This window comes from Paraburkholderia acidicola, assembly GCF_002362315.1.
Lineage (GTDB): Bacteria > Pseudomonadota > Gammaproteobacteria > Burkholderiales > Burkholderiaceae > Paraburkholderia > Paraburkholderia acidicola.
Genome location: NZ_MTZV01000004.1, coordinates 395,685 through 418,946, shown reverse-complemented (window position 1 = coordinate 418,946; position 23,262 = coordinate 395,685). Strand labels below are relative to the sequence as shown.

The following is a 23,262-nucleotide window of genomic DNA, read 5'->3' as shown; positions in this document are numbered from 1 at the left end:
AAAAATAGGTTGATCAGGCTTGCGAAGGGAACTGGCCAAGCTGAAGGAACAAGGCGAACCAGTCCTCCATATGCCACGTGGTGGTGATGTGCTTTCCGTCGAGTGTATGAAACTCATGAAGGCGGAACTTCACTTCCTTCCCCGTCGATGCGATGCCGAATATTTCGCCGCGATGGGTACCGCTGATCTCGGCGCGAACACCGATCCTGCCGGGTTCCTGGATCATGTCGTGAATCGTGATCTGAAGATCGGAAAACGCCTGCGTGAAACTGCGAATAATGACTTTGATGCCCTCGGGTCCCGGCTGCTGACCGGGCGCGAGCGGAATGTCGTCCCAGTCGGAAGCGAGCACTTCGTCGACGAGATCGGGATTCTTCTCGCTGAATGCGCGATAAAGGGTTTCCACCGCAGCGCGTTCCACGCGGAGCCGTGTAGAGAGGTCGGTACCTGATGCGTTCATGGTGTTGTCATCGATTGGGTGGGAGGGGAGCCCATTGTGCGAACTGCGTTAAAATCCGTCCAACAAATAACCGATATATATCTTTATTCGTTCTATGGATTTTCACGGAATCGATCTGAACCTGCTCGTCGCATTCGATGCCTTGATGGGCGAGCTCAATGTGACCCGCGCGGCGGTCCAGGTTGGCGTCAGCCAGCCGGCGATGAGTGCAGCCCTGTCGAGGCTGCGCAAACTGCTGGGCGATCCGCTTTTTCTCCGCGGTGCGGACGGGCTGCGGCCGACGCCGCGTGCGCGTGATCTGGCCGGACCGATCGCGCAGGCCCTGCGCGAGATTGAGGCGACACTTGTTAGCAAGCCGGAGTTCTTGCCCGAGCGTGCATCGTTGACTTTCAGCCTTGGCATGTCGGAGTACCCGGCGTTCGTCTTGTTACCTTCTTTACTGCAGTCGCTTGAACAGGAGGCGCCCGGTATCACGATCACCGTGCATGCATTTAGCGACCGGGATCATGCGGTTGATCTGCTGGATGCGGGGACCATCGATGCCGCTATCGGCGTGCCACCAACGCGTTCAGACGGGCGAATCAAGACACGCCCCATCCTGCGTGACGAATTCGTGACGATCATCGCCAGGCGCCACCCGTCAGCGCGACGAGCGATGAGCATGAAAGCCTACCTGGCGCTATCGCATGTGCTTGCGTCTCCGGAAGGCGACCGGCATGGCCTTGTTGATCAGGTTCTGGCGCAGCAAGGCAAGAAGCGTCGTCTCGCACTCACGTTGCCACACATGTTTGCTGTGCCCGGCGTCGTCGCACGCACGACCATGGCCGCTACCGTGATGAAGCGTGTCGCGCTGAGTTCGCCGGCCAGCCGCAATCTGGTGTTGTTTCCTCCGCCGGTTGCATTGCCGGAGATCGTGTTCGATCTCATCTGGCATCGTCGCAGCGACCATCATCCCGCGCAGATCTGGATGAGAGAGTACATAGCGCAACAGGCTGCGTCGCTGTAGCTATCGCGGTGTCGACGGCATATTTGAATGTAGTTGCCAATTGATGCTGGTACGCTTCACCGCACCGCATTGTCAAGCGAACCTGTACCTGCTCCCTGTCATGTTCCTCCACCGTGACTGCAAGACGCGGTGGAGGTGATTTCGTCGAGAGCGAACCCGAACTCGGAACGACGGCCGTGGAGAACGACCGGGAGCCCTACGGGAAGGTCCTGAATGGCGCACTCGCGGTTGACAAGGACCGTATAGCCGGTGAGCCACGAGTGGATCGACCGGTAGGATCTAGCGGTGACTTCGTCGCTTCCATCTAGCGGGGCGATGTCGGCGTAGTAAGCGTTGGTGACTTTGCCGACGTGACGCAGCCCGGCGCGAGTCACGGTGCCGGCAATGGTCTCAGGTTTTGTGGCGACATGGAAAAGGACGACGCACGTCGCGGAATAGAGCGGAACCCCGGTGAAGAAGATCACTGGCAGCATCCCGAAGCAGTCGATGCCGATACGTTTCAGGCGATCCACGAAAGAGCGCGGTTTGCGATTCTTGAGCTGGAGCCAGAGGATTCCGGCCAGCAACATGAGGGCGCACTCCAGCAACGAAATGCGCATGATGCGGAGTTCCTGGGCACGAGAGGTGATGAGACGTGCCGCGAGATCGTCGAGCCAGAAGAAGACGTAGAAGTAACCGAGGCAAGCAGCGCCCTGGAGTAAATAGATGAGCTGCAGCGCTCGGTTGCCTGCGCGATCCGCTTTTTTCTGCGCCTCCAGGTGCGCTTTGTGTCGCGCCATGCGTTCGGGCGGCAGGGTCGCCAGAAATTGCCTGTTATAGGCCCGCTGCTGGGCACGCAGCAGTCTCGCCGCGCGCCATTGCCTCAGACCAGGCAGAGCGAGCGCGATCGTGACAAACAGGATGCCTGCCAGCAGGCTGAGGAGTAAGGCCATGGCGCATTCTAGTTGGCTATGCCCCATCACCCCCACGTGTGCGGCGCTCGCGAACGGCGCCGAGCCTATCGCACCAGCGCCGAATCGTTTCATAACTGACGATCAACCTACGCTCGAATGTGAGGCGTGGGACCTCCCTGCCTGCTCGTAAAACGACCAGTTATTCCAAGATATTACCCATTCGATTGAATCAATTGACTTGGCGTCGGGCACATGCAAAATTTATATACACAGCAATTACAGTAGAACTAATAAACGTGTAATTACTGTTAAGGATTTTAAATCGTCGGGGGATGAACAACATATGACATCTTGAAGCGTCATTGCAGGCATCGACATTACACCCATGAGAAGAAATCGTAAGATATTGAGCAGCCTTTCCTCGGTGCTGCTGGTGGCCGGTCTGATTACCGCACAAAGCGGACATGCTCAGGTGACACTCAATTTCGTCAATGCCGAGATTGATCAGGTAGCGAAAGCAATTGGCGCAGCGACTGGCAAAACGATCATTGTCGATCCGCGCGTGAAGGGGCAAATCAATCTCGTTTCGGAGAACCCGGTGCCCGAAGATCAGGCGCTCAAGACATTGCAATCTGCGTTGCGGATGCAAGGGTTCTCGATGGTCCAGGATCACGGTGTATTGAAGGTGCTGCCGGAAGCCGATGCGAAGCTGCAGGGTGTACCGACGTATGTCGGCAATGCACCTGCCGCGCGTGGCGACCAGGTGATCACGCAGGTGTTCCAGCTCAAGAACGAATCGGCCAACAATCTGTTGCCGGTACTGCGTCCACTCATCTCGCCGAACAACACGGTGGCCGCGTACCCCGCGAACAACACGCTCGTCGTGACCGACTATGCGGATAACGTGCGGCGTATCGCGCAGATCATCGCGGGTATCGATATGGCGGCGGGTCAGCAGGTGGCCGTTGTGCCGTTGCGTAACGCGAACGCACTCGACACCGCACAGTCGCTGTCGAAGATGCTCGATCCGGGTGCGATCGGTAGTACGGATACGACGTTGAAGGTCTCCGTTACCGCCGATCCTCGCACTAACTCGCTGCTGCTGCGCGCATCGAACGCGGTGCGACTCAATGCAGCGGAGCAGCTCGCGAAGAAACTCGATGCGCCGACTGCGCAACCCGGCAACATCCACGTCGTGCCATTGCGCAATGCCGATGCGGTAAAGCTCGCGAAGACGTTGCACGGCATGCTGGGCAAAGGCGGCGACAGCGGTTCGTCGGCCAGCTCCAACGATGCGAACTCGTTTAACCAGAACGGCAACTCGTCGTCGGGCGGCGGCAGTTTCTCGACAGGGACGTCAGGCACGCCGCCGCTGCCGTCGGGGTTGGGTAGCTCGTCGTCGACATCAAGCGGCTCGTCGGGTTCGACCACCGGCGGTGGCACCGCCGCAGCGGGGCTGCTGGGCGGCGACAAGGACAAGGGTGACGACAATCAGCAGGGCGGCATGATTCAGGCCGATGCGGCGACCAACTCGCTGATCATCACGGCGCCGGACGCGGTGTATCGCAACCTGCGCGCAGTGATCGACCAGCTCGATGCGCGGCGTGCACAGGTCTACGTCGAAGCGTTGATCGTCGAACTGGCAGCGAACAACAATGCCGATCTCGGGATCCAGTGGCAGATCGGCAACAACTCGCTCGTTGCCGGCACTAACCTCGCGGCGAGCGGCACCAACAGCATCATCAATCTGACGTCGGCGGCGGCGACGGCGACCACCGGGGGTCTTGCGTCGTCGTTGGGGAGCCTGTCTCAGGGGCTCAACATCGGTTGGGTGCACAACTTTCTCGGTGTCCAGGGGCTGGGCGCGTTGTTGCAGGCATTGTCCCAGTCCAGCGACGTCAATGTGCTGTCCACACCTAACCTCGTCACACTCGACAACGAAGAAGCCAAGATTGTGGTGGGCCAGAATGTGCCGATCACCACCGGGTCGTATTCGAATCTCACCAGCGGTAGCACGGCCTCGGCGTTCAACACGGTCGATCGCGTGGACGTTGGCCTGACGCTGGATATCAAACCGCAGATCACCGACGGCGGGATCCTCAAGTTGCAGCTTGCCACTGAAGACTCGTCGGTCGTAAGTGGCACGACCGACGCGACGACCAATCCGAACGGTCCGACGTTCAACAAGCGTTCGATTCAATCGACGGTGCTCGCTGACGATGGCGAAATCATTGTGCTCGGTGGCCTGATGCAGGACAGCTACGCGGTCAGCAACAGCAAGGTGCCGCTGCTCGGCGACATTCCGTGGATCGGCCAGCTGTTCCGCTCGGAATCGAAGACCCGCTCGAAGACCAATCTGCTGGTGTTCCTGCGTCCTGTGATCATCAACGACCGCGCGACTGCGCGAGCCGTGACGCAGAACCGCTACGACTACATCCAGGGTGTGCAGGGCGCGTACAAGTCGGACAACAACCTGATCAAGGACACGGACGATCCCGTCGTTCCGCCGATGCCGCTCGGCCCTGCCGAGGGCGGTTCGCCCGCCATGAATCTGTTCAATCTGGACCAGATGCGTCGTCAGCAGATGGCGCCAAAGGCAGCGGCGCCCGCACCTGCTTCGGCGAGCGGCGTCAGTTCGAAGATCGAATCACCGGGTGACCATCCTTGACTGGTTTGCCAACTATTTAGTCATGCCCGCAAGATAAAGGAAACGCCCCATGGACGATCGATCCGGTGAAGTGATGGCAGTAATGTGGGGTTATCTCGCCCTGGCAAAGGCGCTTGACTGCAACGGAGTCTTGCCCGTTTCAGAGCTGGTCAAACATCTGGAGACGGGCTACGGCTATGGCGTGGCAACCCAGCAGATTGCGCAAACCACGGAAGTCGACTCGCTTATCGAAGCGCTGCGGCAGATTGGTGATGCGCTTCACAAGGCGGGGAGCGCGTAGCGAGCGGTACGCCACGACATCCCACAGTCGTCGCCACAAAGATAAGGTGGCGTGAAAACCCAGAAACGACATCGGTTCTGGTCCTCGCGGATAACTCGGCAACGCTATATAACCTGGGCACTAAAGGCAGAAATTCGCATTCTGCCTGCTCCCACTTTCGTCAAAGCTACGCTTGCGGCGTCGGAAAATACACGCCTGCGCGCTGCGCCGCATTCTTGATATGTGTCTCGATCGCCTGACCCGCTGCCGCGCCGTCGCGGGCCTTGAGCGTGTCCAGAATCTCGCGATGCTCGTGGAACGTCGAGAGTACGAGTTCGCGCCGGTAGAACGGCATGCGCTGGCTTTCCTTCATGATGTCGGCGCTGCTGCGCAGAATCGATTCGATAGAGGCGTTACCGGCAATCGCGACGATGCGCATGTGGAAGTCGAAATCGAGCTGGGCTGCTTCGTCGAGCTCGTTGTTCGACAGTGCAACCTGTAGCGCAGCGAGGTTCTCTTCGAGCCATTCGATGTCGGCGTCGCTGATCGCGAGTGCCGCCATACGCGCGGCGAAGCCTTCGAGCGCAAAGCGCATCTGATAGGTGTCCGGCGGCGACGACTGCTGTGCGAAACGCCATGTGTGCGCGTTCGACACCTGCGTGCTTTGCACGTACACCCCTTTGCCGGGCCGGATTGTCAGCAGCCCGAGCGCCTCGAGCGCTGTCAGCGCCTCGCGTAACGATGCTCGACTGATCTCCAGTTCCTCGGACAACTGGCGTTGCGCAGGCAACAGGCTGTCGACCGGATACACGCCGGCCTCGATCCGTTCTCGGATCCTCGCGACGGCGGTGTCAGTCACGGTATGCGGGACGTTTCTCATCATCTCGATGGTTTTTTCTGGTCTGACCAGTATTGTAGTGCGCATTTCCCACAGCCCGTTCCGCATCGCCGCAAAAAGACTTGCCGCACGAAATACCCTGGGTAAACACGGTGATTTTCATCCTTGACTCGACTATATCGGCTTTCTACTATCCAGCATAACGGGTCTGGTCAGACCAGTATGAACAGATGGATCCGAAACCGGGAGAAGGCCGTGTTGAAGTTTTTCAATTCGCTGTTTGGCCGGGTGGTGATCGCGCTTGTCGCAGGGATCGTAATCGGCGCGCTGTTTCCTCACTTCGCGCAATCGCTGCGGCCGCTCGGCGACGGGTTTCTGAAGCTCATCAAGATGGTGATCGGTCCGATCGTGTTCTGTGTGGTGGTGAGCGGAATCGCGCATGCCGGTGACCTGAAGAAAGTGGGGCGGGTCGGTCTGAAGGCCGTCGTGTACTTCGAGGCGATGACGACGATCGCGCTGCTGATCGGGGCCGTGCTCGCGTACGCGACGCGACCGGGTGCCGGCATGAACGTCGATCTGCATTCGCTCGACGCCGCGTCGCTCGCGACTTACACCGAAAACGCAAAGAGCCTGAAGGACACCGCGGCCTTTCTGCTGAAGATCATCCCCGACACTGCCATCGATGCGTTCGCGAAAGGCGACATCCTGCAGATTCTCGTGTTCTCCGTGCTGTTCGGCTCGGCGCTGTCGTTGCTCGGTCCGAAGGCACAGCGTGTCAATCATCTGATCGACGAGCTGGCACAGGTGTTTTTCCGCGTGATGGGTTTCATCATCAAGCTCGCGCCGCTCGGCGTGCTCGGTGCAATCGCGTTCACGACGGGGACATACGGCGTCGCGTCGCTGAAGCAGCTCGGCATGCTGGTCATCGTGTTCTACGCGAGCTGCATCGTGTTCGTCGCGGTGGTGCTCGGCGTCGTGATGCGCATGGCGGGTTTCAGCGTCTTCAAACTGATCCGTTATCTGCGCGAGGAACTGTCGATCGTCCTCGGTACGGCTTCATCCGATGCCGTGCTGCCGCAGATCATGCGCAAGCTCGAATGGATGGGCGTGAAAGACTCGACGGTTGGGCTCGTCATTCCCACCGGCTATTCGTTCAATCTCGACGGCTTCTCGATCTATCTGACGCTCGCGGTGATCTTCATCGCGCAGGCGACCAACACGCCGCTTTCCATTCACGATCTGATCGTGGTCGTGCTGGTATCGCTGGTGACGTCGAAGGGTGCGCATGGCATTCCCGGCTCGGCGATCGTGATTCTTGCCGCGACGCTCTCTGCGATTCCGGCGATCCCTGTGCTCGGCCTCGTCCTGATCCTGCCGGTCGACTGGTTCGTCGGGATTGCGCGCGCGCTGACCAACCTGATCGGCAACTGCGTCGCGACCGTCGTCGTCGCGGTGTGGGAGAACGACATCGATGCGGTGCGTGCGCGCCGCGTACTGAACCAGGACCCGGAACTGCGCTACGTGCCCGCCGGCGATACACCGGGCGACGAACCTCTTGCGGGCCGGCACGTTCCGGCGCTCTGACGCTCGCTGAATACGGCTGGACGAACCGCCCGCTCCCTTTCACTCATCCATAGACACCATCATGGCAACTTCCACTCTTGATCCGAACGCGCCGGCCTTCACGCGCCGCTATATGAATCTCGCCGACCCACGGCTCGGTGCAAAGGCGCTCGTTGCCAGCGATGAATTCTTCGCGCCGAAGGAGCGCATGCTGGACCCGCAGCCCGCGGTGTTCATCCCCGGCAAGTACGACGAACACGGCAAGTGGATGGACGGCTGGGAGACGCGCCGTAAGCGCACCGCAGGACACGACCACTGCGTGGTCCGGCTCGCGCGTCCGGGCATCGTGCATGGCGTCGATCTGGATACCAGCCACTTCACCGGCAACTTCCCGCCCGCCGCATCAATCGAAGCGTGCCATACCGGCGACGACGTGCCGTCGGAGGACGTACAGTGGCATGTCATCGTGCCCGCGACGACGCTGCAGGGCAATCAGCATCACTACGTCGAAGTGAACGATGCGCGTGCCTTTACCCATCTGCGCGTGAATCTGTATCCGGATGGCGGGCTCGCGCGTCTGCGTGTGTACGGTCAACCGAAACGCGAATGGGAGAGCGTCGAGCGCGGCAGTCTCGTGGATCTCGCCGCCGTCGAGAACGGTGCGTATCTCGTCGCTGCGAACAACCAGCATTTCGGGCCGGCGTCGCAGATGCTGATGCCCGGGCGCGGCGTCAACATGGGTGACGGTTGGGAAACGCGGCGGCGCCGCGAGCCGGGTAACGACTGGGCGATCGTCGCGCTTGCGCGGCCGGGCACGATCCGGCGGATCGAAGTCGATACTGCGCATTTCAAGGGCAATTTTCCGGATCGCTGCTCGTTGCAGGCGGCATCGGTAGTGGGCGGCACGGACGAGTCGCTGGTGACGCAGGCGATGTTCTGGCCGGTGCTGCTCGCCGAACAGAAACTGCAGATGGACCACGCGCATACGTTCGCGGCGGAACTCGCAGCGCTCGGACCGGTGACGCACGTGCGCTTCAATATCTTTCCGGATGGCGGCGTGTCGCGGCTGCGTCTGTGGGGTGAGCTCGGCTAAGGGCGCGCATCGATGAAGACATTACGGCTAGAACGTCTGACGCGCGAAGCTTTCGCACCATTCGGCGAGGTGATCGAACTGGCAGGCGCGCGGCATTTTCCGATCAATGGCGGAACGACCGAGCGCTATCACGATCTCGCGAACGTCGACGTATGCGCGGACGGCGGCCGGCCGCTGATCAGCCTGTTTCGCGCGCAACCGCGTGCGTGGCCCATCGAGATCGCTATGATGGAGCGACACCCGCACGGCAGCCAGGCATTCGTCCCGCTTGTCGATGTGCGCTATCTCGTCGTGGTGGCGCCCGCCGGCGAATTCGACGCCGCACGGATGTGTGCGTTCGTGAGCGACGGCTGGCAGGGCGTGAACTATGCGCGTGGTGTGTGGCATCACCCGCTGCTCGCGCTCGATCGCGTCAGCGATTTCGTAGTCGTGGATCGTGGCGGGGCGCAACCGAACTGCGACGAGATCGAACTTCCCGTCCCGCTACGACTCGCGATGGAAGCCGGGTGATGCTCCGCGCGTAAGTCGATCTCGCTCGGCAATACCTGTCGCGGCTTCACTGCAGAGCAAGGACGCAGTGCGGCCAGCGCCGCCTCCTTGCTCCCGTGCTTTGAAAGTCCGCTTATGCGGGATCAGTTCGGATGGGCGTTCGCGGCTTCCGTTGCTTTCTTGAGTTCGTCGCTAGCCTCGACAAGCAGCGCACGTGCCTTTCCGGCGTGTCCGCCAAGGTCCCATTCATTGGCCTTCTGTGCATCATTGATTCGCGTACTCGCTTCTGCGACCAGGCCCTGCGCGACACGCAGGTTGGGGTGTCTGTCGCCGGTGCTCTTCGGTGCGGTTTGGGCAAACGTCGAGAAACTGCACAAGGTCGCTGCTAGAACCGCGGTACTCAGGACGAAGCGCTTCATATGATTCTCTCCTTTGGGGGCACATGCGAGGCGGGCGGCGATGTACTGCCATTCCCGGGGGTATGCCGGCGAGCCGTGAGGCTGCTTACCGTGCTCCTTTCTAACGAAACCGGGTCTCCGAGCGTTGACGCGCAATAGTATGCGTTCCAGATAGGCGCGCGAACCAGAGAAGGTCAGATCGATCTGCACTGCGAAATAGTGAACCTGCCGATGGCGTGACCATGACTCGGGTCCCCGCCCGCTAATGAGCCGTCTGGCCGCTATCGATAGTCCCAGAACCATGACGGCACCACACGATCGAAGCTGCTATTTGCTGAAGGACCCGGTCAGATTTGCCGTTTTTTCACGTACCGAGGGATTTCCCTGGTCATGGGACGTTCTTCAGATTAGGGCCGCGCACACGAGGGGCTGGTGTCAGCTCCGGTGAGTGACATCGGGTAGGGGTGGGGCGTAGATTATCCTGCTGTTTATAAAGGATATTTTATTGAATTCCTGCTTTTTCGCCACGGTTCAAGATTCAAATTCAAGCGAACGAAATCCAAAGTAACGCGATTCTCGCCACCCTAACTTCACCCACTTCTTGAATTTGTCATTCCTCGTCCATATAATTGGCACTCACCGCACGAGAGTGCTAACAACATCGCCGGTTGGCCCGCCAGCCGGGTTTTCTCAGCGTTCTTCAGTCTCAATCAAGAGAGGAGTGTGTATGAACCTTCGTCCTTTGCACGATCGCGTGATCGTCAAGCGTCTGGATCAGGAAACGAAAACCGCCTCGGGCATCGTGATCCCCGAAGCTGCAGCAGAAAAGCCGGATCAAGGCGAAATCCTGGCCGTCGGCCCGGGCAAGCGTGACGACAAGGGCGCACAGATCGCGCTCGACGTGAAGGTCGGTGACCGCGTCCTGTTCGGCAAGTACGCTGGCCAGACCGTCAAGGTCGATGGCAACGAACTGCTCGTGATGCGCGAAGAAGACATCATGGCTGTGGTGCAGAAGTAAGTTTCGCACCCAGTTATTTTCAAGAATTCAAGGAGTTAGAAGATGGCAGCTAAAGACGTCGTATTCGGTGATTCCGCCCGTGCCAAGATGGTTGAAGGCGTGAACATCCTCGCCAACGCTGTTAAGGTCACGCTCGGTCCCAAGGGCCGCAATGTCGTGCTCGAGCGCAGCTTCGGCGGCCCGACGATCACGAAGGACGGTGTGTCGGTCGCGAAGGAAATCGAGCTGAAGGACAAGCTCCAGAACATGGGCGCGCAAATGGTCAAGGAAGTTGCTTCCAAGACCAGCGACAACGCCGGCGACGGTACGACGACCGCAACGGTCCTCGCACAATCCATCGTTCGCGAAGGCATGAAGTACGTCGCATCGGGCATGAACCCGATGGACCTGAAGCGCGGCATCGACAAGGCTGTGAACGCAGCGATCGAAGAACTGCGCAAGATCAGCAAGCCGTGCACGACGAACAAGGAAATCGCCCAGGTCGGCGCGATCTCGGCAAACAGCGACACGTCGATTGGCGACCGCATTGCTGAAGCCATGGACAAGGTCGGCAAGGAAGGCGTCATCACCGTCGAAGACGGCAAGTCGCTGCAAGACGAGCTGGATGTTGTCGAAGGGATGCAATTCGACCGCGGCTACCTGTCGCCGTACTTCATCAACAACCCGGACAAGCAAGTTGCTGTGCTCGAAAACCCGTTCGTGCTGCTGCACGACAAGAAGGTTTCGAACATTCGTGACCTCCTCCCGGTCCTCGAACAAGTCGCGAAGGCTGGCCGTCCGCTGCTGATCATCGCTGAAGACGTCGAAGGCGAAGCGCTCGCTACGCTGGTGGTGAACAACATCCGCGGCATTCTGAAGACGGTGGCTGTCAAGGCTCCGGGCTTCGGCGATCGTCGTAAGGCCATGCTGGAAGACATCGCGATCCTGACCGGTGGTCAGGTCATCGCTGAAGAAACCGGCCTGACGCTCGAGAAGGCAACGCTGGCCGAACTGGGTCAAGCGAAGCGTATCGAAGTGGGCAAGGAAAACACGACGATCATCGACGGCGCTGGCGAAGGCGCGAACATCGAAGCGCGCGTGAAGCAAGTGCGTACGCAGATCGAAGAAGCGACGTCGGACTACGACCGTGAAAAGCTGCAAGAACGCGTGGCCAAGCTGGCCGGCGGCGTGGCAGTGATCAAGGTTGGCGCTGCGACCGAGATGGAAATGAAGGAAAAGAAGGCACGTGTCGAAGACGCACTGCACGCAACTCGCGCAGCTGTTGAAGAAGGCATCGTGGCTGGCGGCGGTGTGGCACTGATCCGCGCGCGTTCGGCAATCGCTGGCATCAAGGGCGACAATGCAGATCAAGACGCAGGTATCAAGATCGTGCTGCGCGCGATGGAAGAGCCGCTGCGTCAGATCGTCACGAACGGCGGCGAAGAAGCCAGCGTCGTGGTGGCAGCAGTTGCAGCAGGCAAGGGCAACTACGGCTACAACGCTGCAACCGGCGAGTACGTCGATCTGGTCGATGCAGGCGTGGTCGATCCGACGAAGGTGACGCGCACGGCGCTGCAAAACGCAGCTTCGGTTGCAGGTCTGCTGCTCACGACCGACGCAGCTGTCTGCGAACTGCCGAAGGAAGATGCACCGATGCCTGGTGGTGGCGGCATGGGTGGCATGGGCGGTATGGGCATGGACATGTAATTTCGGCTTCTGCCGGATTGCATGCGGGAGACGCGCCGCAAGGCGTGTCCCCCGGAAACGAAAAACCCGCAAGCAATTGCGGGTTTTTTTATGGCTCCGGGTTTTGCAGCGCCCGGGCGCGCGGATCAAGGCATCGAAAGATACCGGTCCTGCAGATAACCGAAGACGCGCGCGACACTGCTGGCCTTCGACAACGTTGCCGTGTCCACCGTCAGGTCAGGATCGACTGGCGGCTCATAGGGCGCGGATACGCCGGTGAATGACGGAATCGCGCCGGAGCGTGCCTTCGCATAAAGACCTTTCGGATCGCGGCGCTCGCAGTCGTTTATCGAGGCCGCAACGTACACCTCGATAAATTTGTCCTCTCCGATGATCTCGCGGGCCATGGCGCGATCTTCCCGCATCGGCGATATCAGTGCGACGATCACAATCAGCCCGGCATCGTTCATCAGTTGTGCAACGTGCGCGACTCGACGGATATTCTCGTGCCGGTCCTGCGCGCTGAAACCAAGATCGCTGGTGAGGCCGTGCCGGACGCTGTCGCCATCGAGGACATAGCATGCACGGCCCTCCGACATGAGTTGACGTTCGAGTTCGAAGGCGAGCGTGGACTTGCCGGCGCCCGACAGACCCGTGAGCCAGACGGTCATCGACTTCTGTCCAAGCACCTGGGTTCTCTCGTGACTGGTGATGACCCCGCTGAAGCGTTGCAGGAAGGGCTGCGTGCGAGTGGCAACGACAGTCGTTCTATCTTCGGGCGCGGCGTCGTCGGCTTGATCGATGTCCGCATGTTCATGACGAGACTCGACGGCCGAGGGGGAGTGTAAATGCGGGGTTTTCAATTTGGGTTATCTCTCTTGCCGGTTCTTCTACAAAACCTGTAGCCGGTCATTTCTCCTGTTTGTCGCGAGGGCGCGGACATATTTCCCGAATCACGTGTATCACACGTAATAAGCGAAGAATCGCGCGCGCCCTTTAGTTATATATCGCATTGAAATAGACGGCGCTGTAACGGCAAATTACAGACGTAATGGACGAACGTCGGCAAGGTATTGGCGTTTTGGCCAGGTGCTTGTGAATGGTCCGGCGCAGCGATACTCGGTCGATGCCCGCCAGTTATGTGGATGTAAGCGGCTCACAGGTCCCGCGATGGGATCAGTGGCGCGATGCACCAGCGTGGGGAGACCCGGAAACGGATCCGAGTCTGCTGGAGTCTGCAATAGAGCGTAATGAATTGCGGTCTGAATAGACCCAGGCAAGACGAGCCGCGACACGAATGTGTCCGGCTCACGCACACCCGCGCCAGCAACGATCAGTGCCGCGCTTCCCCTGGCGACGCATCCTTCCCGCTCGCCACCGGCGTCTCGTCTTCGCTGCCGCGAGCCCAGAAAAAGCGATCCGGCAGATACGCGCCCATACCCGGGCGGTACGCGTTCAGGGTCGCCTGATACAGATACTCCTGCGCTTCGCGTACCGCTTCAGCGGGATCCTGGCCATTCGCGAGCAATGCGGCAATGGCCGCGCCGAGCGTATCGGTTAGCCCCATGATGCGATGCGGCCCGCGATCCCACATGTCCTCGCGCAACTGGCCGTCTTCGCTGAAGAGCGTATTGACGAGCCGGTGCGTGCCGGTTTGTGTCGAAAGGATGTATTCGCAACCTTGTGAGAGCAGGTGCGAGATCGCCGCGTCGAGACTCGGTGCTTCGGCATCGCCGTCCGGTTGCGCCAGCGCGAGCAGTGTTGCGTGGTCGGCGACCAGCAGCGTGGTCTGGGGGGCGAGCAGATCGGCGATCGCCTCGCGCAGGTCGTCGGCGGCGAGGACGTGTTCGTCGTCGAGTGTGAAGTCGGGTGCGAGGATGAGCGGGATGTCGTCGTAGTCGGCGACGACTTCGGCAATCGCGCTGACCACTTCGGCACGCGTCGCTGCACCGACCTTGAACGCCGCGATCGGCATGTCTTCGAGCAGCATGCGGGCCTGCGTCGCGACGACTTCGGGGTCGAGCCCGGTGACCTCGTCGCAGTTCGCGGAGTCGCGCACCGTATAGCCGGTGAGTACCGTGACGCCGTGACAACCCATACTGGCGAGCGTCATCAGGTCCGCTTGAACACCGGAGCCACCCGTAGGGTCGGAAAGGCCGAAGGTGAGGACGATCGGAGGGGTCTCGCTGGGCATGAAAATCGGGAGCAGGAGTGAGCGGATTGTCGGGCGGAAGCCGCCGCGCGGCGTGCGCGCAACGGTTCAGCGGTCGGCTCAATTATGCGGCCTATTGCGCCGGCAGGGCATTTTTTCACACTGACCGGAACTGAGGCTCGATTGCTAGGCAGTGGGGCGGCAACACGGTACCATCATGGCTCCCGAATTAACGTGCTTTTCGACGCGATACAAGAATGGACCATAAGAGCTGGATGTGCCTGATTTGCGGCTGGATTTACGATGAAGAAGCCGGTTTGCCGGACGAGGGAATTGCGGCGGGCACGCGCTGGGAAGACGTTCCGATCAACTGGACCTGTCCGGAATGCGGTGCCCGCAAGGAAGACTTCGAGATGGTCCAGATCTGATCCGGGGCCGCGCTGCGGCCCGTCAGCGTTCCTGCAGCCTGCCCATGATTCCTCCTGCCGTTTTCCCCGCGTCGTTCGAAGCGCTACCTAATCCGCGCGGCGGCGCGGTGCGGCCGGCGGAGGCCGCATTGGCCGACGCCGCGCATGCGTTCGCGCGGGGCGACGAGTTTGCCGCGCCGCTGCTGCGGGCCGCGTGGGTCTTGCGCGAAGCAGGGTGGCTTGCGGCACAACGGTTCACGGACACGCTCGTGCTCGTGTCGCCGCTTGCCGCGACCTATGCCGCGTCGACGAACGGCGGGCACGATGCGCGGGCTGTCTTCGCCGCAGCGCTCGACGATTTCCGCGCCGCCGTCGAGCGGCACAATCTCCGCGAGCTGTCCTGTTCGCCGGCGCTGTTTGCGCACTACCGCGCGCTTGATCGGCTGCTCGCGCAGCACACGTCGGGCGCGAATGCCGCGTTCGAGGATCTCGCGCTGGCCGGTCGTCCCATCCCGTCGGCCACCTTCAGCCCGCAACCCGCCGACCGGCTCGCGCATCTGCGGGCCCGCTACGAGCAGGCGCTGCTGCCGGTGCTGCGCGCCCCGGCCGGGAACGAGCCGCAAACAGGGACGGCCGGAGCCACCGGCGTCACGGATACACTCAGCGCCTGCCTGACCGAACTCGCCGGTCCCGATCCCTACGATTTCTGGCGCCTCGCGGCCGCCTGCGCGGATGCGCTGCGCACGCGCGCACAGGTGTCCGGCGACGCGGACCTGCGGCGCTTCCATGCACGCTGCAATCTCGCACTCGCCGACCACGCGCGCGGCATCGGGCTCGCGCCGCGCTCGCTGGTACGTCCGGCGCTCGCGTTGCTGTGGCGCGATTACGCGCTGTTCGGCGCCGCGGCAGAAGATGCCGATCACGTCACGCTGTTGCGCGACTACGGCCTGACGACCGACTGGCACGTCGCGGGTACCCAGGCATCCGAGGCATTGTGGGAAGCGGGGGTGATTGCCGCCGACGCAACCGCATTGCGCGGCGATGGTGCAACCCGCGAAATCGGCGTGCTGACAGTCAACGCCCACGCGTTTGAAGACTTCCTGCAAACCGCGGATGCATCGATCGCCGCGCTCTCCGACCATGCGCGCGCGGCGTTGCAACCCGACCGGGCGGACCCCAGTGCGGCACTGCAGGCGGGCGACGCCGCGTACCGGCTCGGCGCGGCTGCAGCGGCGCTCGGGCTCGGTCACATCGGCCTGCTGGCCGATGCGCTCGGCCTGGCCTGGCGGCGGCGCGCCCACGCGAGCGTGACTGAAACCACAGCGACGCATCCGATCGTCGAAGCACCGGATGCCGCAGCGCTAGAGCAGGCCGCCGAAGCGTTGCGCGCGATCCTGCACAAGATCGCCGCCGGCATCGCCCCCACCGACGGCAGCGCCGCGCTCGCCGTACTCACACACGCGATCGAGCGTGGCGGCACCTAGCGTGCCCGCCGTTACCCGACGCGTCGCATCACCCGATTGCGCATACTTCGCGCGGCTCGACACAGGGCCGCCGGCCGGGGCTGGGCGCGTGATAGAGTGTTGCAACATGATCCGCATTTCCCGGATCGCGGCAAACCCCATCCGCCTCTGCGGTCGGCGGGTGCCGAAGGCCCGCCATCCCGCATCGTCTTTGCTAAAATCCGAACTATGTCCAAGAGTACCGATCGCATCAATCTGACCAACCAGTTCCTGATCGCCATGCCGAACATGGCGGATCCCACGTTTTCAGGAACGGTGGTCTACCTTTGCGATCACAGCGAGCGCGGCGCGCTCGGCCTCGTCATCAACCGGCCGACTGACATCGATCTGCAGGCGCTCTTCAACCGCATCGACCTCAAGCTCGAAATCGAACCCCTGCTGCATGTCCCCGTTTACTTCGGCGGCCCGGTGCAAACCGAGCGTGGCTTCGTGCTGCACGATCCCGCGGAAGGCAACACGTACACGTCGTCGATGTCGGTGCCGGGTGGCCTCGAAATGACCACCTCGAAGGACGTGCTCGAAGCGGTGGCGAGTGGCAGCGGCCCGCAGCGCTTTCTACTCACGCTGGGCCACGCGGGTTGGGGCGCCGGCCAGCTCGAGGAAGAGATTTTGAAGAACGGCTGGCTGTCGGTGGAAGCGGACCCGAAAATCGTTTTCGACGTCCCCGCCGAAGAACGTCTCGAAGCCGCGCTCGCGCTGCTCGGCATTTCGCTGTCGATGCTCTCGGGCGAAGCAGGTCACGCATGAGCAGTGCGGCTGGACGCGAGGCAACGCTGCTTGCGTTCGACTATGGCGAAAAACGCATCGGTGTGGCGGTTGGCAATTCGCTGACCCGCCATGCGCAATCCCTCGTGGTGCTGCAAAACCGCAATCGCGAGTACCGCTTCGAGGCAGTCGGCAAGCTGATCGACGAGTGGAAACCGGACGCACTGGTGGTCGGCCTGCCGATGCACCAGGATGGCACCCCCCACGCGATGACCCAGCAAGCCAAACGTTTCGGCAATCAGCTGAACGGCCGCTTCAATCTGCCGGTGACGTGGGTCGACGAGCGCTATTCATCGGTTGAAGCAGAAGCCGCCATCCGCGCCGGTACCGCGCGCACCGAGCTGGTCGACGCCGAGGCCGCGCGCATCATCCTCCAGCAATATCTAGACGGGCTTTCCGAAGATCATGAGTTCCATTGACGCCGAAGCGCTCTACAGCGCCGTGCTCGAACAGATCCGTGCCGCGTATGGCGAAGCGTTTGCCGCGGGCACGGGCGACGTCGTGCTCGCCGGTATCTATAGCGGCGGTGCGTGGCTCGCGCAGCGCCTCGCACGCGACTTGAAAGTGGCGTCGTTTGGTGTCGTCAACGTGGCGCTGCATCGCGACGATTACGCGAAGAAGGGATTGCATACGCAGGCCAGCCCGACCTCGTTGCCGTTCGAGGTCGACAAGCGCCGCATCGTGCTCGTCGACGACGTGCTGTACACCGGGCGCACGGTGCGCGCCGCGCTGAACGAACTGTATGACTACGGACGGCCGGCATCGGTGGAACTCGCGGTGCTTGCCGATCGCGGCGGGCGCGAGTTGCCGGTGGCGGCGCGTTTTGTCGGCGGCGTGGTCGACGTGCCAGCGAATACCACGCTCGTGCTCGCACGCGGCGAAGGCAGCACCGACGACGCCCCGCGCTTCACGTTCCACACCGAGGCACGCGTCGATTCCTGATCTACCCCGATACACCCCAGGCACATCCATGAACACCGCTACCCAGGGTTCCACCAGCAGCGACGCCGCGGAACCGTTCCGCTACGGCTTCCTGAAGGGCAACCCGCAGCTCACGAAGAACGGCGAGCTCAAACATCTGCTGACTATCGAAGGTTTGCCGCGGGCAATCGTCAATCACATTCTCGATACCGCCGAGCAGTTCGTCAGCGTGACCGATCGCGAAGTGAAGAAGGTGCCGCTGTTGCGCGGCAAGTCGGTGTTCAATCTGTTCTTCGAAAACTCCACACGCACCCGCACCACCTTCGAGATCGCAGCAAAGCGTCTGTCCGCGGATGTGATCAACCTGAACATCAACGCATCGTCGACGAGCAAGGGCGAATCGCTGCTCGATACGATCAACAACCTGTCGGCGATGCATGCCGATATGTTCGTCGTGCGTCACGCATCGAGCGGCGCGCCGTACCTGATCGCCGAACATTGCGCACCGCACGTGCACGTGATCAACGCCGGCGACGGCCGCCACGCGCACCCGACGCAGGGCCTGCTCGACATGTACACGATCCGCCACTACAAGCGCGATTTCACGAATCTGCGCGTGGCGATTGTCGGTGACATCCTGCATTCGCGCGTCGCGCGTTCGGATATTCATGCGCTCACTACACTTGGTGTACCCGAAGTGCGTGCGATCGGACCGCGCACGCTGCTGCCGGGCGGGCTCGAACAAATGGGCGTGCGCGTATTCCACAACCTCGATGAAGGGTTGAAGGACGTCGACGTGATCATCATGCTGCGTCTGCAGAACGAGCGGATGAGTGGCGCGTTGCTGCCGTCGGCGCAGGAATACTTCAAGAGCTGGGGGCTTACACCGGAACGGCTCGCACTTGCGAAACCCGATGCGATCGTGATGCACCCAGGCCCGATGAACCGCGGCGTCGAGATCGACTCGCAGGTGGCAGACGGGCCGCAATCGGTGATCCTGAATCAGGTGACGTTCGGCATTGCCGTGCGGATGGCGGTGATGGGGATCGTTGCTAGTAATCACGATTGAGCACACGACTGAGCGCCGCGTGCGGCAAGTACGGCACGCGACAGACCATGCAGAATAAAGGCAGCGCATGAAGATTCATATTCAGGGTGGCACGCTGATCGATCCGGCGGCTGGCACCGAACAGCAGCAGGACATATTTATCGCGGCGGGCAAGATCGTCGGGCTCGGTAGCGCGCCCGCGGATTTCCACGCAGCGAAAACTATCGATGCGCGCGGATTGCACATCTCGCCGGGGCTTGTCGATCTGTCGGCGCGGCTGCGCGAACCAGGCTTCGAACACAAGGCGACGCTCGAATCCGAAATGGCCGCGGCGCTTGCGGGCGGTGTGACGACATTGGCGTGCCCACCCGATACCGATCCGGTGCTCGATGAGCCAGGTCTCGTCGAAATGCTGAAGTTTCGCGCGCGCAATCTGAATCAGGCGCATGTGTATCCGCTCGGTGCGCTTACCGTTGGATTGAAAGGACAGACCATCACCGAGATGGTCGAGCTAACCGAAGCAGGCTGCATCGGTTTCTCGCAGGCCGATGTGCCAGTGGTCGACACGCAGGTATTGCTGCGCGCGCTGCAATATGCGAGCACATACGGCTACACCGTGTGGCTGCGGCCGCAGGATGCGTACCTCGCGCAGGGCGGTGTTGCGGCGAGTGGTGCGCTCGCGTCGCGGCTCGGCCTCTCCGGCGTACCGGTTTCCGCGGAGACGATCGCGCTTCACACGATCTTCGAACTGGTTCGCGTGACCGGTGCGCGTGTGCATCTGTCGCATGTGTCGTCGTCGGCGGGCGTGGCGCTTGTGCGTGAAGCGAAGGCCGAAGGCCTGGCGGTCACCTGCGATGTGACGATTAACCACGTGCATCTGATCGACATCGACATCGGCTACTTCGATGCGCAGTTCCGGCTTGATCCGCCGTTGCGTCAACAGCGCGATCGCGAGGCGATCCGCGCGGGACTTGCGGACGGCACGATCGATGCGATCTGCTCCGACCACACACCCGTCGATGACGACGAGAAACTGCTGCCGTTCGCCGAAGCGACACCGGGTGCGACCGGGCTCGAACTGTTCCTGTCGCTGACCGTGAAGTGGGCGAACGAAGCCCATGTACCGCTCGCGAAGGCACTGAACCGGATTACAACGGCGCCGGCGGATGTGCTGAAACTCGCCGCAGGGCGCATCGGCGTCGGCGCGGCAGCGGACCTGTGCGTGTTCGATCGCGATGCGCATTGGCGCGTCGAGCCGAAGGCGCTGAAGAGCCAGGGGCACAACACACCGTTCCTCGGCTACGAACTGCCGGCGCGCGTGCGCGCCACCGTGGTGGCCGGCCATGTGGCGTTCGAGCAGCGCTGATGCTGCACGCGCGCCGCGTTTCAATGGATAGATAGAGAACACGTCACAGCATGAAACTCGCGTTTCGCAAGGCACGGCTCGTTGCGCATCTACTGGTTGGGATGTTTGTGGTCGCGACGCGCTTTCCGCGCGCATCCGCCGACGAACGGCTCGCGTTGAACCGTGCATGGTCGCTGAAGATGCTGCGACTCGCGGGCCTGCGGCTTGTCGTGCATAACGACGATGCGCGGCTCGATCATGGCGCGCTGGTGGTCGCGAATCATGTGTCGTGGATCGATATCTACGTGATCAATGCGTGGCGGCCGACGCCTTTCGTGTCGAAGGCGGAGATCCGCCAGTGGCCGGTGGTGGGGTGGCTGGCGCAGCAGCTCGGCACGGTGTTCATCCAGCGCGAGAAGCGCAGCGATGCGAAGCGGATCATGCACGAACTGGCCGATCGCCTGAGTTCTGGCGAACTGATGTGCGTGTTCCCGGAAGGCACGACCTCCGATGGTCTCGGGTTGCTGCCGTTTCACGCGAACATGTTCCAGGCGGCGGTGCTCGCGTCGGCGCCGGTGCAGCCGCTGTGTCTGATGTATGAGGATGCACAGGGACGGCAATCGACGGCGCCTGCGTATATCGACGATCTGACGTTGGCTGACTCGTTGAATGCGTTGCTGCGTGAAGGGCCGTTGACCGCGCATGTTTATGTCGGTGTGCCGCTGGCGGCGGGTGAGGACCGGCGGGTGCTGGCGGGGCAGGCAGAGGCGGCGGTGCGGGGCGCACTCGAAGCAATGCGCGGCGCGCAGAGTACGCCACTGCTGCCAGCCGAGCACGGCTAGCTGAAGCTGGCAGAGCGGCGGCAACGCCGTTTGTTCGTTCGAGTAAACTACCCGCGATATGAACAGCGAACCGGCCATCATGAACCGAACTGAAATTGGCGCGCTGATCGCGAAGCGTCTTGCACCTGTCGTTGCAGAGGCACATGAGCAGTGGCTCTCGGCGGCTCCGATCCATTTCTTCGTGGTCGATGATCTGCTGCCGGTTGAACTGGCCAGCGAGATCCGCCGTGCTTTTCCGGATGCATCGAAGATGATGCTTCGCAAGAGCCTGCGCGAATTGAAGTACGTCACGGCGCAGATGAACCAGCACGCACCACTGCTCGAAGAAATCATCTTCGCGTTCCAGGAGCCTGCGGTTGTCGAGCTCGTGCAGCAGATCAGCGGCTTACGCTCGCTGTATCCCGACGAGCATCTGTATGCGGGCGGCATCTCGATGATGGGCAACGGTCATTTTCTGAACCCGCATCTGGACAATTCGCATGACAAGGATCGCGCGCGCTATCGGGTGCTGAACCTGCTCTATTACGTTTCGCCGGACTGGCAGGCCGGCAACGGCGGCAACCTCGAAGTGTGGCCCAACGGCACGAAGGCCGAACCGACGACGATCGTGAGCGAGTTCAACCGCCTCGTCGTAATGGTGACGAACCAGCATTCGTGGCACTCCGTTTCGAAGAATCTGACCGACCAGCAGCGTTGCTGCGTGTCGAACTACTACTTCTCCGATCATCCGGTCGGGGATGATGAATACTTTCATCCGACGTCGTTTCGCGGGCGGCCCGACGAACCCGTCAAAGATGTCGTGCTGCAAGCCGATGCGGCTGCGCGCGGTGTGGTGCGGCGGCTGTTTCCGAAGGGTGTGAAGCAGGCTACGCACGTCTACAAGAAGGACTAGCCTCGCGCGACAGCGAGGATTCGATCATCGCGCGATCGGCCCACAGCGAGGGCGATCGCGAACATGGGCCAGAGGAGCATCGAGTGACTTTTTCTTCCGAACCGACGCCCCGGCGCGCACTGATCACCGGTGCACGCGGTTTCACCGGCGCGTATGTCCGCGACGAATTGCAGCGCGCGGGATTTGAAGTGGCCGGCACGCTTGCCGGCAACGAGGCGCCGGGTTCGAACGAGCACGTGCTCGACATTACCTCGCTCGACGACTGCAGACGCGTGATCGGCGAAGTGCAACCCACGCATATCGTGCATCTCGCCGCCATCAGCTTTGTTGCGCATGACGATGCGCTCGCCATGTACAACGTCAACGTGCTCGGCACGTTGAATCTTTTGCAGGCCTGCGTGGACGTTGGCGTTCGGCCGGACAAGATACTGATTGCGAGCAGCGCGAATGTGTATGGCAACGCGGGCGGTGTGATCGACGAAAGCGTAGTTCCCGCGCCCGTCAATCACTATGCCGCGAGCAAGCTGGCGATGGAGCATCTGGTGCGCACATGGTTCGACCGCTTGCCGATTGTCGTGACGCGACCGTTCAACTATACGGGGCGAGGGCAGGCAGCGCGCTTCCTGGTGCCGAAGATCGTCGAGCACTTCGTGCAGCGGCGTGCATTGATCGAACTTGGCAACCTCGATGTGGCGCGCGATTTTTCCGACGTGCGGACGGTGGCGCAAACCTATCGGGCGTTGCTTGAATCTGCGGTGGCGGGTGAGGTCGTCAACGTTTGCAGCGAGCACGCCCGTACGCTGCACGAAGTCGTAGACATGGTGCGTGACGCTTCAGGTCACGACCTGGAGATTCGCGTCAATCCGGCTTTCGTCAGAGATAACGAAGTGAAGTTGCTGGTTGGGTCGGTGGCCAAACTGCGTAAGCTCGTGCCCGATGTGCAGCCGGTCGATTTCGCCGAGACGATCCGGTGGATGGTTCGTCCCGCATAACAACAATCGAGGCAACTGCGAGCGG

24 protein-coding genes are annotated in these 23,262 nt (G+C 61.5%); 18 read left to right on the top strand and 6 right to left on the bottom strand.

Annotation, left to right across the window (positions count from 1 at the left end; genetic code table 11):
* Positions 1-13 precede the first annotated feature (13 nt).
* Complete coding sequence (locus BWP39_RS12105) at positions 14-421, bottom strand: ester cyclase (protein WP_207556772.1); 408 nt, start codon at positions 419-421, stop codon at positions 14-16.
* Between the two features lie 133 nt (positions 422-554).
* Between BWP39_RS12105 and BWP39_RS12100 the strand changes: the two genes are divergently transcribed.
* On the top strand, positions 555-1,466 hold the full coding sequence (locus BWP39_RS12100) for a LysR family transcriptional regulator (protein ID WP_096720426.1): 912 nt from the start codon (positions 555-557) through the stop codon (positions 1,464-1,466).
* 98 nt (positions 1,467-1,564) lie between these two features.
* Here the strand turns inward: BWP39_RS12100 and BWP39_RS12095 are convergent, their stop codons facing one another.
* Positions 1,565-2,398 (bottom strand): hypothetical protein, encoded by an 834-nt coding sequence (locus BWP39_RS12095; protein WP_133116863.1) that lies wholly within the window; start codon positions 2,396-2,398, stop codon positions 1,565-1,567.
* A gap of 346 nt (positions 2,399-2,744) precedes the next feature.
* Between BWP39_RS12095 and gspD the strand changes: the two genes are divergently transcribed.
* Positions 2,745-5,027 carry a type II secretion system secretin GspD gene (gene gspD / locus BWP39_RS12090; RefSeq protein ID WP_096720422.1) on the top strand — a complete coding sequence of 761 codons (2,283 nt, stop codon included), beginning with the start codon at positions 2,745-2,747 and terminating at the stop codon, positions 5,025-5,027.
* Positions 5,028-5,076: 49 nt separating this feature from the next.
* Positions 5,077-5,307, top strand: a complete 231-nt coding sequence (locus BWP39_RS12085) for a hypothetical protein (RefSeq protein ID WP_133116862.1) — start codon at positions 5,077-5,079, stop codon at positions 5,305-5,307.
* Positions 5,308-5,473: 166 nt separating this feature from the next.
* Here BWP39_RS12085 and BWP39_RS12080 read toward each other — a convergent pair whose 3' ends face one another.
* Positions 5,474-6,166, bottom strand: coding sequence for a FadR/GntR family transcriptional regulator (locus BWP39_RS12080; RefSeq protein WP_096722471.1), 693 nt, complete (start codon positions 6,164-6,166; stop codon positions 5,474-5,476).
* 213 nt (positions 6,167-6,379) lie between these two features.
* On the opposite strand from BWP39_RS12080, the gene BWP39_RS12075 reads away from it, so the two are divergent.
* The 3 genes from BWP39_RS12075 to BWP39_RS12065 all read left to right on the top strand — a co-directional run bounded on the left by BWP39_RS12075 (position 6,380) and on the right by BWP39_RS12065 (position 9,290).
* On the top strand, positions 6,380-7,708 hold the full coding sequence (locus BWP39_RS12075) for a C4-dicarboxylate transporter DctA (protein WP_096720418.1): 1,329 nt from the start codon (positions 6,380-6,382) through the stop codon (positions 7,706-7,708).
* Between the two features lie 61 nt (positions 7,709-7,769).
* Positions 7,770-8,780, top strand: coding sequence for an allantoicase (gene alc / locus BWP39_RS12070; RefSeq protein ID WP_096720416.1), 1,011 nt, complete (start codon positions 7,770-7,772; stop codon positions 8,778-8,780).
* Between the two features lie 12 nt (positions 8,781-8,792).
* On the top strand, positions 8,793-9,290 hold the full coding sequence (locus BWP39_RS12065; protein ID WP_096720414.1) for an ureidoglycolate lyase: 498 nt from the start codon (positions 8,793-8,795) through the stop codon (positions 9,288-9,290).
* A gap of 122 nt (positions 9,291-9,412) precedes the next feature.
* Here the strand turns inward: BWP39_RS12065 and BWP39_RS12060 are convergent, their stop codons facing one another.
* Positions 9,413-9,688 (bottom strand): hypothetical protein, encoded by a 276-nt coding sequence (locus BWP39_RS12060; protein ID WP_091010634.1) that lies wholly within the window; start codon positions 9,686-9,688, stop codon positions 9,413-9,415.
* A gap of 706 nt (positions 9,689-10,394) precedes the next feature.
* Here BWP39_RS12060 and groES point away from each other — a divergent pair.
* Positions 10,395-10,685, top strand: coding sequence for a co-chaperone GroES (gene groES / locus BWP39_RS12055; RefSeq protein WP_007178996.1), 291 nt, complete (start codon positions 10,395-10,397; stop codon positions 10,683-10,685).
* A gap of 42 nt (positions 10,686-10,727) precedes the next feature.
* Positions 10,728-12,371: a chaperonin GroEL gene (gene groL, locus BWP39_RS12050; protein ID WP_091010636.1), complete on the top strand. Its 1,644-nt coding sequence runs from the start codon at positions 10,728-10,730 to the stop codon at positions 12,369-12,371.
* 125 nt (positions 12,372-12,496) lie between these two features.
* Here the strand turns inward: groL and cysC are convergent, their stop codons facing one another.
* Together cysC and BWP39_RS12040 are read right to left on the bottom strand one after the other, a co-directional pair.
* Entirely contained in the window at positions 12,497-13,084 is a 588-nt protein-coding gene (cysC, locus tag BWP39_RS12045; protein WP_235851442.1) for an adenylyl-sulfate kinase, read from the bottom strand.
* Positions 13,085-13,683: 599 nt separating this feature from the next.
* Positions 13,684-14,544 (bottom strand): hydroxymethylpyrimidine/phosphomethylpyrimidine kinase, encoded by an 861-nt coding sequence (locus BWP39_RS12040; RefSeq protein ID WP_096720412.1) that lies wholly within the window; start codon positions 14,542-14,544, stop codon positions 13,684-13,686.
* Between the two features lie 215 nt (positions 14,545-14,759).
* Here BWP39_RS12040 and BWP39_RS12035 point away from each other — a divergent pair, with 215 nt between their 5' ends.
* The 10 genes from BWP39_RS12035 to BWP39_RS11990 all read left to right on the top strand — a co-directional run bounded on the left by BWP39_RS12035 (position 14,760) and on the right by BWP39_RS11990 (position 23,237).
* The gene (locus BWP39_RS12035) at positions 14,760-14,930 is read left to right on the top strand and encodes a rubredoxin (protein WP_096720410.1); all 171 of its coding nucleotides are present in this window, start codon (positions 14,760-14,762) and stop codon (positions 14,928-14,930) included.
* Positions 14,931-14,974: 44 nt separating this feature from the next.
* Positions 14,975-16,393, top strand: a complete 1,419-nt coding sequence (locus BWP39_RS12030) for a hypothetical protein (protein WP_096720408.1) — start codon at positions 14,975-14,977, stop codon at positions 16,391-16,393.
* A 207-nt stretch (positions 16,394-16,600) separates the two neighbouring features.
* Positions 16,601-17,179, top strand: a complete 579-nt coding sequence (locus tag BWP39_RS12025; protein WP_091010646.1) for a YqgE/AlgH family protein — start codon at positions 16,601-16,603, stop codon at positions 17,177-17,179.
* Positions 17,176-17,616, top strand: coding sequence for a Holliday junction resolvase RuvX (gene ruvX, locus BWP39_RS12020; protein ID WP_096720406.1), 441 nt, complete (start codon positions 17,176-17,178; stop codon positions 17,614-17,616). Before BWP39_RS12025 ends, ruvX begins: the two co-directional genes overlap by 4 nt.
* Complete coding sequence (gene pyrR / locus BWP39_RS12015) at positions 17,603-18,139, top strand: bifunctional pyr operon transcriptional regulator/uracil phosphoribosyltransferase PyrR (protein WP_096720404.1); 537 nt, start codon at positions 17,603-17,605, stop codon at positions 18,137-18,139. Before ruvX ends, pyrR begins: the two co-directional genes overlap by 14 nt.
* 28 nt (positions 18,140-18,167) lie before the next feature.
* Positions 18,168-19,187, top strand: a complete 1,020-nt coding sequence (locus BWP39_RS12010) for an aspartate carbamoyltransferase catalytic subunit (protein WP_096720402.1) — start codon at positions 18,168-18,170, stop codon at positions 19,185-19,187.
* 67 nt (positions 19,188-19,254) lie between these two features.
* Positions 19,255-20,532, top strand: coding sequence for a dihydroorotase (locus BWP39_RS12005; protein WP_096720400.1), 1,278 nt, complete (start codon positions 19,255-19,257; stop codon positions 20,530-20,532).
* 50 nt (positions 20,533-20,582) lie between these two features.
* Complete coding sequence (locus BWP39_RS12000; protein ID WP_096720398.1) at positions 20,583-21,353, top strand: lysophospholipid acyltransferase family protein; 771 nt, start codon at positions 20,583-20,585, stop codon at positions 21,351-21,353.
* 79 nt (positions 21,354-21,432) lie between these two features.
* Positions 21,433-22,245 (top strand): 2OG-Fe(II) oxygenase, encoded by an 813-nt coding sequence (locus tag BWP39_RS11995; RefSeq protein WP_096722467.1) that lies wholly within the window; start codon positions 21,433-21,435, stop codon positions 22,243-22,245.
* 83 nt (positions 22,246-22,328) lie between these two features.
* Positions 22,329-23,237 (top strand): NAD-dependent epimerase/dehydratase family protein, encoded by a 909-nt coding sequence (locus BWP39_RS11990; RefSeq protein WP_096720396.1) that lies wholly within the window; start codon positions 22,329-22,331, stop codon positions 23,235-23,237.
* Positions 23,238-23,262: the final 25 nt, after the last annotated feature.